The 9,747-nt window shown below is 58.7% G+C and carries 9 protein-coding genes and 1 tRNA gene; 6 read left to right on the forward strand and 4 right to left on the reverse strand.

Annotation, left to right across the window (positions count from 1 at the left end; translation table 11 throughout):
- Positions 1 to 2: 2 nt before the first annotated feature.
- A complete protein-coding gene (locus tag DD236_RS05685; RefSeq protein ID WP_109093426.1) occupies positions 3 to 1,454 on the forward strand; it encodes a GuaB1 family IMP dehydrogenase-related protein in 1,452 nt (483 codons plus the stop codon).
- Positions 1,455 to 1,467: 13 nt separating this feature from the next.
- A complete protein-coding gene (locus tag DD236_RS05690; protein WP_109093427.1) occupies positions 1,468 to 2,094 on the forward strand; it encodes a nucleoside/nucleotide kinase family protein in 627 nt (208 codons plus the stop codon).
- On the opposite strand, the gene DD236_RS05695 is transcribed toward DD236_RS05690, so the two are convergent.
- Together DD236_RS05695 and DD236_RS05700 are read right to left on the reverse strand one after the other, a co-directional pair.
- Complete coding sequence (locus tag DD236_RS05695) at positions 2,091 to 3,479, reverse strand: APC family permease (protein WP_109093428.1); 1,389 nt, start codon at positions 3,477 to 3,479, stop codon at positions 2,091 to 2,093. The two genes, DD236_RS05690 and DD236_RS05695, sit on opposite strands and share 4 nt — an antisense overlap.
- 76 nt (positions 3,480 to 3,555) lie before the next feature.
- Positions 3,556 to 3,629, reverse strand: a tRNA-Pro gene (locus DD236_RS05700).
- A gap of 142 nt (positions 3,630 to 3,771) precedes the next feature.
- Between DD236_RS05700 and DD236_RS05705 the strand changes: the two genes are divergently transcribed.
- The 3 genes from DD236_RS05705 (at position 3,772) to DD236_RS05715 (ending at position 5,607) form a co-directional block, all read left to right on the forward strand.
- Positions 3,772 to 4,215, forward strand: coding sequence for an FHA domain-containing protein (locus tag DD236_RS05705; RefSeq protein ID WP_109093429.1), 444 nt, complete (start codon positions 3,772 to 3,774; stop codon positions 4,213 to 4,215).
- A gap of 2 nt (positions 4,216 to 4,217) precedes the next feature.
- Complete coding sequence (gene ftsR / locus DD236_RS05710; RefSeq protein WP_109093430.1) at positions 4,218 to 4,967, forward strand: transcriptional regulator FtsR; 750 nt, start codon at positions 4,218 to 4,220, stop codon at positions 4,965 to 4,967.
- 76 nt (positions 4,968 to 5,043) lie between these two features.
- Complete coding sequence (locus tag DD236_RS05715; RefSeq protein ID WP_109093431.1) at positions 5,044 to 5,607, forward strand: MerR family transcriptional regulator; 564 nt, start codon at positions 5,044 to 5,046, stop codon at positions 5,605 to 5,607.
- A 64-nt stretch (positions 5,608 to 5,671) separates the two neighbouring features.
- On the opposite strand, the gene DD236_RS05720 is transcribed toward DD236_RS05715, so the two are convergent.
- Positions 5,672 to 7,582 carry a solute carrier family 23 protein gene (locus DD236_RS05720; RefSeq protein ID WP_109093432.1) on the reverse strand — a complete coding sequence of 637 codons (1,911 nt, stop codon included), beginning with the start codon at positions 7,580 to 7,582 and terminating at the stop codon, positions 5,672 to 5,674.
- 43 nt (positions 7,583 to 7,625) lie between these two features.
- The gene (locus tag DD236_RS05725) at positions 7,626 to 9,113 is read right to left on the reverse strand and encodes an Hsp70 family protein (protein WP_109093433.1); all 1,488 of its coding nucleotides are present in this window, start codon (positions 9,111 to 9,113) and stop codon (positions 7,626 to 7,628) included.
- Between the two features lie 231 nt (positions 9,114 to 9,344).
- Between DD236_RS05725 and DD236_RS05730 the strand changes: the two genes are divergently transcribed.
- Positions 9,345 to 9,698, forward strand: coding sequence for an RNA polymerase-binding protein RbpA (locus DD236_RS05730; RefSeq protein ID WP_109093434.1), 354 nt, complete (start codon positions 9,345 to 9,347; stop codon positions 9,696 to 9,698).
- Positions 9,699 to 9,747: the final 49 nt, after the last annotated feature.

Genomic DNA, 9,747 nt, shown 5'->3' on the forward strand with positions numbered 1-9,747 from the left:
CCATGAGATTCCTTCCCGGCCAAGAGCCAGCGCATGACCTGACGTACGATGACGTATTCCTCGTCCCGTCGCATTCAAACGTCACCTCTCGCTTTGACGTAGACCTTTCTACGGCGGACGGAACCGGCACCACTATTCCTCTAGTGGTGGCTAACATGACGGCAGTATCGGGACGGCGCATGGCGGAAACAGTGTCCCGCCGTGGAGGGCTATCCATCATCCCGCAAGATATTCCGGCCGATGTTGTCACCAAGGTTGTGGGGCGGGTCAAGGCGGCCCATCCAATCATTGAGACGGCCATTACCGTTGCGCCAGATGATCCGATTGCCACGGTGGTTTCTCTCATCCCTCGCCGTACCCATGGTGCGGCTGTGGTTGTGGATGAGGGCCGGCCCGTGGGCATCGTGTCCACATCGGACTGCGAGGGTCAGGATAGATTCGCTCAGGCTCACACCGTGATGACCCCGGAGCCGGAGATTCTGGACTTGAGCGAAATCGGTACCGACGGCGCTCGGCTTCGTGACGTCTACGAGAATCTGCGGTACCGCCGCCGCACCTTCGTCCCGGTGGTTGAAAACGGGGTGCTGGTAGGCGTCCTCACGGCGAAGGGTATCGTCCGCTCGAGTATGTATACACCAGCTCTCGATGCGTCAGGGAACCTGAGGATAGGCGCCGCCATTGGGATCAATGGCGATATCGAGGGCCGTGTCGAGGCCATGATGGAAGCCTCAGTGGATACCCTCGTGGTGGATACCGCCCACGGTCACCAGGAAAAGATGATTGAAGCTCTGCGCCGGGTCAAGGCGATGAACCCCGGTGTGCCGGTGGTTGCCGGAAACGTCGTGACCGCAGCGGGGGTCGAGGAACTGGTTGAGGCCGGAGCGGACATCATCAAGGTGGGTGTGGGACCAGGTGCCATGTGCACTACAAGGATGCAGACCGCTGTTGGACGCCCACAGTTCTCCGCGGTATACGAGTGCTCTCAGGCGGCTTCGAAGCTCGGAAAACACGTCTGGGCCGATGGGGGAGTGCGCCACCCGCGTGATATCGCCCTGGCCATAGCGGCGGGCGCCAGCCAAGTAATGGTTGGCTCCTGGTTCGCAGGCACGCACGAATCTCCTGGCGTTCTCCAGACGGATAACGATGGCCGGGCGTACAAAGAAAGTTACGGTATGGCGTCCGCCCGCGCCGTTGCTGCGCGAACCGCGGGCACCGGATCCTTCGAACGCGCCCGCAAGGCCCTGTACGAGGAGGGAATCTCCTCCTCCAAGATGTATCTGGATCCCCAACGCCCCGGCGTGGAGGATCTGATTGATCAGATCACCGCTGGGCTGCGCTCCTCGTGCACTTACGCTGGGGCGCGCAGCCTCGCCGAGTTCGCTGATCTAGCAGTAGCAGGCGTTCAGTCGGCTGCCGGATACCAAGAGGGCCGGCCGCTGCCGAAGGGGTGGTAGGTTTGTCGCTGTTATGGATATTGCGCACCAACTAGCCGAAGAAGTCCGCAACGCGCTTGGCGAAACACCCCGCGTAATCGTGGGTATTGCAGGCGAGCCGGGCGCTGGAAAGTCAACTCTGGCAGGGCAAACTCAACTGATACTCGAACAGGCTGGATTTAAAACTGCGGTGGTGCCTATGGACGGGTATCACCTTGCGAACGAGGTTTTGGAGTCACTCGCGCGCCGCGACCGCAAGGGCGCCATCGATACGTTTGACGCATCGGGTTACTTGTCCATGTTACGGCGGCTCCGTTCGGATGCGTCTGATACCGTCTACGCACCGCTCTACGATCGGGATGCAGGGCATGGCGTGGCCGGGGCAATACCGGTGGCTTCGGATTGTCGCGTGATCCTCACAGAGGGCAACTATCTGCTAGACGGCGATGCCCCTTGGAACGAAGCGGCCGGGCTTCTGGACGCTATCTGGTTCGTTCAGATAGATCCGCTGGTGCGCCGCGAACGGCTCGTTGCGCGGCACATCGCCAGCGGCAAGGATCCCGATTTCGCCGAATATTGGGTGGATAACGTAGACGAGGCCAACGCGCGGCGAATCAGGGCGTGCGCTGCCAAGGCAGATCGGATCGTGGACCCGGGTTAGGCCACCTTTTCGGACTTGGTGTTTACCCGCCCGGGAAGGAAACACCCGCCCACGAAAACGCCGATCAGCACCACGCCCCAGATGATCGCCGATAAGCTGCCGCCTACGAGTTCGGGCAGATTGCCGATCGAGAGGAAGAAGACGAGCAGGAGGCCGATCCCTCCCAGCGCCGATGCTGTGATGACCCAAGCGGAGGGTGCCTTACTCGCATCGTTGCGGTGCCTCCGCCCGAACGCCAGTACAGCGAAGCTGGTGAGCGCCATCATCCAGATAACACCCACCGCGCCAGCGCCCGAATACCACGTGTAAATCTGGACCACGGGATCGAGCTGGAGCACCGCTGAACCGAACACGACGATGGCGGTAATGGTTGTGACCCAACGGGAGGCCGTAGAGGGAGCGCGATGCGTGGGGTGCACTCGGCCCAGAGCTGCAGGTAAAACGCCGCGTTGACCGAGCGTGAACAGGTAGCGGGTGACGATGTTGTGGAAGGACAACATGCAGGCGAACATGCTGGTGACCACGAGCACCTGGACGATATCGCCGAGGATTGGGGCCACCACATTGGAGGCAAGTTCGATCATTACGTGGTCCGGGTTTGCCCGGGAGGCCATGATCGCGCTGCGTCCGTCTAATCCAACAATTACCAGCCATGAGGATACGAAATAAAGCGCACCGATGAAGAAGACGGCAATGTACGTGGCGCGGGGGATAGTGCGTTCCGGATCCTTTGCCTCGTTGCGGAAGACCGCCGTGGCCTCAAATCCAAAGAAGCCAAGGAAGGCAAAGAGAAGGCCCAGTCCCGGTACTCCCGACAGCGCCTCGGTAGGGCTGAACGGAATCAGAGTCAGCTCGCGCCCGGATGCCAATACGCCCACATCGATGGTGATAACGGTGATCACTTCGAGCACCAAAACAACCCCGAGAACCTTAGCCGAAAGCTCGATATGCCGATAACCCAGCAAGCCCACGATCACGATCATGAGCCCGGAGATCAACCACCAAGGGATGTGAACGCCAAGCCATAGGTTGATGAGGTTTCCCGTTTGAACGCCCAGATAGCACGTCATGGAGACGGTCAGGAGCACGTAGGAGAACAGGGCGATGGCGGCGGTGCCAAGGCCAGCGCGGCGGCCGAGTCCGCGATCCACATACGAATAGAATGCACCGGCATCGGGAACCTTTGGGGTCATCCACGCGTAGCCCACGGAGAAGAGGGCGAGGATGAGTGTGGCGGCTAGAACCATGAGCGGTGCGCCAATTGAACCTGACTCAGAGATAACGATCGGGAAGTTCGCCACCACAACGGTGATCGGGGCTGCGGCTGCCACAACCATAAAGACGATTCCCGGGACACCGAGGCTGCGCTGGAGCGTTGATTCCATAAAGGGGCCTTGCTATACGAAAGCTTGCTAAACGAAAGAAGGAGCGGCCCAATTGGACCGCTCCTCACAGAAACCGTCGGGATGACAGGATTTGAACCTGCGACCCCTTGACCCCCAGTCAAGTGCGCTACCAAGCTGCGCCACATCCCGGTATCGGCTCGCGCCGACCAGTTGAGATTACACCAGAACTCTAGTAAAACACCAATTAGAGAGAAGAGTCGAAAGTCATAGATATGGTTCACCGTAGTGTAGTTGTTATACTGCTGTTATCTATTTGTGGGGGAGGTTCAGTATGTCGGTAGCAGATGATCCGAATCAGACATCATTGGGCGGCGATGCCCTTGGTAATACGTCGCAATTCGCGGTTGATGGCGAGTATGCCGACGATCGCCGAGCTCTTCGCCCGGACGAAGCGCAGGCAGTTGAGTCGCTTCCCGATGGATCGGCTCTGCTGATCGCTCTAAGCGGCCCGAACGAAGGCGCACGGTTCCTGCTGAATAAGGACGTGACGAACGCGGGCCGGCAGCGCAAGACGGACATCTTCTTGGATGACTTCACTGTTTCACGCCGTCATGCCCAGTTCCTACGCGACGGTAACGCGTTTACCGTTCGCGATTCTGGTTCGCTGAATGGAACATACGTGAACCGCGAGCGTATTGACGAAGTGCCGTTGCGCAACGGCGATGAAGTCCAGATCGGCAAGTACCGCCTATCGTTCTACGCGTCGAAGGCTTAGCAATGGCTCGTGCCGCTCAGCGTGCTGAAGGGCAGCCGCAGTTACGGTGGCCACAGAACTTGTCTCATCAGCCGACCTTGCGTATCGGCGAGGTCCGTTCGGCGCTTTCGGGGGAGTTCCCTCTCCTCACCGTATCCAAGATTCGCCACTATGAAACCATCGGGTTAGTTGAGCCCCAGCGCACACCCTCCAACCAGCGGCTTTTCTCCGCGGCGGACGTTGAGCGCCTGCGCTTCGTTTTGGTTGAGCAGCGTGATCGGTTTCTTCCTCTTTCCCAGATCGGAGAAATGCTCCGGCAGCTCGATTGCGGAGAATCCCGGGAGAATGTCCATCCCGGCCGGATGAGGGTGATCGAAGAAGAGGAAGTGCGTAAACCGCGGCCAGGCACTCGCCTCAAGCTGATTGAAGTATCCGACCTTACCGGCGTCTCGGTCTCAGAGATCGAGGAGATGATCAACGCGGGCGTCCTTCAAGCAGATTCACGCGGGAGGCTTACAAGCCAAGCGGTGGAGATCGTCCGCTATACATCGATGCTCGAGAGTGCGGGATTCGATCTGCGCCAGGTCCGTTCCGTGAAGAACTCCGCTCATTCGCATGCATCGATGGTGGCGTCTTCTGTAGCGACGGAACGCGCGAAGTCCACACCTGCGGCAGGGGAGCGGGCGCTAGCTAAGGCGTCTGAAGCGTCCGCGGCCTTTGCACATTTGTACCGAGCCTTGCTTGCCGAGAATGTTGAGGTTAATCTCAGGTAGACGGAGTGTTTTATATACCTGTCGCAAATACTTCAAGTTAAACTTGAGAGGTACACATTCTTGAACGGAGGCTTAGATGAGCGACGCACACGCAGCTGAAACCACCAAACAGCGCGCTCAGCAGATGCTCTTCGGTGACCCTCTGCCCGATCTCGATTCGGAAACGGGCTACCGTGGCCCCATCGCGTGCAAGGCGGCAGGCATTACGTATCGCCAGTTGGATTACTGGGATCGCACCGGATTGGTATCACCAACCATCAAGACCGCGACCGGTTCAGGCAGCCAGCGTCTTTATTCTTTCCGGGATATTTTGGTCCTCAAAGTAGTTAAGCGCCTGCTCGATACCGGCGTTTCGCTCCAGCAGATCCGTCTGGCGATTTCGCAGCTAGCCGCCTATGGCGTTGATGATTTGGCACAAATCACGCTGATGTCCGACGGTGCGTCGGTCTACGAGTGCACGTCCGATGATCAGGTTATTGACCTCGTTCAGGGCGGTCAGGGCGTCTTCGGGATTGCCGTGGGGCGCGTATGGCGTGAGGTCGAAGGATCTTTGTCCGAGCTGCCCACCTCTCGGGTTGAAGAGGAAGTGGTGGACGAACTGGCTAGGCGGCGCGCCAAGAAGCGCCGTTCGGCGGTCTAGAAACACAGCATTGGAGGAAAGGCCCGGGCATCCAAGCCCGGGCCTTTCCTCGTCTTAGAGTCTTTTAGGACTTGCGAGCAAACTTTGCCTCCCACGCCGCGCGCAGTGGATTGGCCTCCGCCAACGCAATGTCGAAGCGATCATTGGCAATTTCCACTACCTCTGCCAGCGTAACCACCCGCTCTTGGGTAGGGGAGTTGGCGAGGCGCCGCATACCACTGGCGATGATCTGCTGGGCGGTGTCCAGCGGCCCAAGATAGCCGATGAATGGGCGCTCAAACCGCTCGGCATACTCCTGTGAAATCCGCGTCACTTCATCCAATTCCTCAGGAGAGGCAGATTCGAGAGCAATCGAGCCGATATCTTTGGTCACTACTTGCTCGCCCTCATCGCCCGCACCGAGCAACTGAGCCATATCCGGGTAGTCTCGCAAGAGAGCATCCTGATTCTCCGAGGATCCCGTGAGGACGGCCTCCTGAACTGCGTCGCGCACATCATGGGCACTGGCGAAGGGGCGATGCTGCCACGCCTCCTCGAGCGGCCAGGTCTGGGTGTTAAAGACGCTCCGGAAAGCCTCCAAAAACTGCTCCTGGCTCATCGCATTGACCTCCTCGATGCCAAGGCCTCTACCGCTCTTATCTCGCACCACATCCTGACCCTTCTGCCGCCCAACGTGGAAGAAGAGCAGATTTAGGAGGATGGCGGCGATGGCACCGATGGTCATACCGGAAGAGAAGAAGATCTGCGCCCACTCAGGAAACACCAGAGCAATTTCCGGCCGGACGGTCACTAGCATGGCGAGCCCAAGGGCCGTGGTCACAATCACCGCGTTCCGGTTATCGCGCATATCCGCCTTGGCGATGGTTTGCATGCCTACCCAAGCCACGTTTGCGAACATTGCGAGGCTGGCACCTCCCAGAACAGGGGAGGGAATCATGTTGACGATCGCGCCGGCCTTGGGAAGCACTCCAAGGATGATCATGAGAATGCCCGCACCCACCGCAACCCACCGCGACTTCACGCGGGTAATACGGACAAGCCCAACATTCTGCGCGAAACATGTGTAGGGAAATGAGTTCATGATTCCACCGAGCAGAGTGGAGAGCCCATCGGCTCGCAGAGCGGCGGAGATATGGTTCTTGTTGATTCGCTTGTTGACGATCTCACCCGTGGCAAAGACGTCGCCAGTGGTTTCAACCATCGTGATGATCATGACGATGATCATGGAAACGCAGCCCGTCAAGGTAAACACCGGTGCACCGAAGTAGAACGGCGTTGTCACGCTCACGCCGCCAGCCTCCTGGAATGCGGAGATGGAATCATCGCCGAGGTGTCCGAGAATGGCGGCAACGCTGGTGCCGCCCACGAGTCCTACAAGCACCGCAATAGTGCCCAAGAACCCGCGGAAGAAGCGCTGAACCAAAATGATGGTGAGGAGTGTGCCGAATCCGTAGGCCAGAGACTGCATATCCGGGACACCCTCGGCGTAGTTCACGAAATCGTCCGCTGAGACGGCCAGAAGGGTGGTTCCCATGACGAAAAGTACGCTGCCAGTCACCACAGGCGGGAAAAACCGGAGCAGTTTCGCGAAATAGGGTGCTGCAAAGAAGGTGAACAGACCGGCCACGATGATAGAGCCGTAGATTGCGGGCAGTCCGGCATTACCGCCCTCACCGTTGGTGACGGCCAGTCCGATCGCGATAATCGGCGCCACGGCGGTGGTGGTGACACCCTGAATGATGGGTAGGCGCACGCCCACGTATTTGGTGATTCCCATCGATTGAATGAGGGTCGCGATGCCACAGGTAAAGAGGTCCGCGTTGATCAGGTGGATCGTAGTCTGAGCGTCAAGCTTGAGGCTGGATGCAATGAGTAGCGGGACGATGACCGCGCCTGCATAAAACGCCAGAACGTGTTGGAGGGATAAAACGACGAGTTGAGGAGCCTTGGGCACCTCGTCAACTGGATGTTTCACTACCCAACTGTCGCATCTTGAGACGCTTAGCGCCCAATCTGTCTCACTCTCCGGCCTCTCGGGTAGAACCAAGGGAACGTTCCACAAAGTAACCGGATTCGAGATCGCTGATCTTCACGCTGATGATGCCGTTGGGGGAGATGGTGTAGGCCTCCTCAATGAGTGGGCCTTCCTCTCTGTGCACCTCGACGTTCTCTAGGTCGATATCTTGGGAGCGAAGCGCCGGATCGAAGGGGAAAAGCAGCTCGCCAAGCGGCGCGATCTCGCCACGGGGTTCGCCCTCGGCGTCCAAATCGGCGCACTCGGCGAACCTGTACCAGCCAAGGTTGTGCGCAGCGCGATAGCTCCGCGACACCTTGGTGCCCACGGAGGCGTTTGGCTCGATGATCGGATCGAACGTAACGCGCCTGCCGCCGTCCCACTCGCGGAATACGCCGAAGTAGCGGGAGAGCTGCTCCACCAAAGAATAGTTCGCCTCGGGATCGGCCGCGATGGCCAGCCCTATGGCCTGGGAGCCTGCGGTATAGGGGGAGCGGCGGATGCGGCGTCCGAAATGCTCCTTGAGGCCTCGTGTCACGCAAGGTAGTTCTGAGCCTCCACCCACAACGTAGATACCTGAGAGGTCGTCTCCCGGACGGAAGTGGCCCTCATCGTCTTGAACGAGCAGGGGCTCCATCGTGCGGAAGGTCTCTTCCATGAGATCGTCGCAGGCCTCGTAGTACTCCTTCGTTGGCAGCGTGATGGTTTCGCCGTTTACCTCCAGCGTGATGTGCCGAGACTGCGGGTACAACGCCTCTTTCGCATCGCGCGCGTCCAGAAGCAGCTTCGCATAGTCATCGGCTTCCACGCCAGCCTTGGAGAGGGCTAGGCGGGCCAATACGTCATCGAAATCGTCGCCTCCGAGGGTATTATTTCCCCGGGAGGCCAGTACTTCGTGGTTTTTTCCTTCGGCGACGACAACGGACGCGTCAAACGTCCCGCCTCCAAGATCGTAAACCAGAACCTTCGAACGGCGCTCATTTACCAGTTTGGAATGCCGATGTGTGTACTCAAAGCCGGCAGCAGAAGGCTCGTTGATCATAGAGATGACGGTGAAGCCGGCGCGGCGGAAAGCTTCCAGAGTGAGGAATCGCTGCGCGGAGTGCGCGTGAGCTGGAATTCCTACAACCACTTCCAGCGCGTCCTTGTGCGAATCTGTAGAAGAACGCACGGAGGCTGCTACGTGGAAAAGGAAACCAGTAACAAGGTCAAGGATCGGAATGTCGCGGTCACCAAGCCTGACAGGAGTCTGGGCGGTGACGTTGGGAGAGGCAAGCAGCCGCTTAAACGAGCGAACGTGCGGGGCGCCGCCGGTTGCTAGACGCTGGGCATCGAAGCCGTATACAACGCCGCGATCAGCCAGAGCTGCAATCGATGGGATGAACTCGTAGGAGTCACCCTCGTGGTCCGGGAACGCGATCAGGGGGTAGTTGCCGCGATCCACGAGTGCCACGGTTGTCCTTGTGGTACCGAAATCAATTCCGAGTCTCATACAGTGAAGGCTAGCGCGAATTAACTGGTGAGGGAGGGGACTTTATTGATTCGAGACCGAAGGGTTCTGCTGTAAAATGACATAATGTACATTATCGGCAAATGGGCTTAGAATGGCGAGTCGTGGTCAAGAGTGGCTAAACGGCACAGAATCGGTAAATTCCCTGTCCGCTCGTCTATTATCTCCTGCACCACCCTTACCCTTGATACGTATCTACAAGGAGGAAACACTATGGCGGAACGCTCACTGCGCGGCATGAAGATTGGCGCGAACTCACTCGAATCGGATCAAGGCGTTGCCTTCGTCAATCGCAAGCAGGTGATCTACATCTGCCCAGTTGGCCATGAGTTTGGAGTTGCCATGGCCGTAGATGCCGAACCACCAGCTGGCTGGGAATGCCGCTGTGGACGCGAAGGCAAGCTTCAGAACGCCGTTGCCGCCGAAGATGGCAAGCCCATCAAGCCTCCGCGCACCCACTGGGACATGCTCATGGAACGCCGTACCGAAGACGACCTTAAGATCCTCCTCGAAGAGCGCCTGGAGCTCCTCCGCTCCGGACAGCTCCGCATGCGGCGTCGGAAGTAGTTTACGCAGGCAACTCGCGGGCCGAGATTATGTAGATTGACATAATATG

This window comes from Ancrocorticia populi (assembly GCF_003123745.1).
Taxonomy (GTDB): Bacteria; Actinomycetota; Actinomycetes; order Actinomycetales; family Actinomycetaceae; genus Ancrocorticia; species Ancrocorticia populi.

Bases quoted from the DNA above. Each gene is read 5' to 3' on its own strand.
- DD236_RS05685 (WP_109093426.1), top strand. From the start codon at position 3: ATGAGATTCCTTCCCGGCCAAGAGCCAGCGCATGACCTGACGTACGAT.
- DD236_RS05690 (WP_109093427.1), top strand. From the start codon at position 1,468: ATGGATATTGCGCACCAACTAGCCGAAGAAGTCCGCAACGCGCTTGGC.
- DD236_RS05695 (WP_109093428.1), bottom strand. From the start codon at position 3,479: ATGGAATCAACGCTCCAGCGCAGCCTCGGTGTCCCGGGAATCGTCTTT.
- DD236_RS05705 (WP_109093429.1), top strand. From the start codon at position 3,772: ATGTCGGTAGCAGATGATCCGAATCAGACATCATTGGGCGGCGATGCC.
- ftsR (WP_109093430.1), top strand. From the start codon at position 4,218: ATGGCTCGTGCCGCTCAGCGTGCTGAAGGGCAGCCGCAGTTACGGTGG.
- DD236_RS05715 (WP_109093431.1), top strand. From the start codon at position 5,044: ATGAGCGACGCACACGCAGCTGAAACCACCAAACAGCGCGCTCAGCAG.
- DD236_RS05725 (WP_109093433.1), bottom strand. From the start codon at position 9,113: ATGAGACTCGGAATTGATTTCGGTACCACAAGGACAACCGTGGCACTC.
- DD236_RS05730 (WP_109093434.1), top strand. From the start codon at position 9,345: ATGGCGGAACGCTCACTGCGCGGCATGAAGATTGGCGCGAACTCACTC.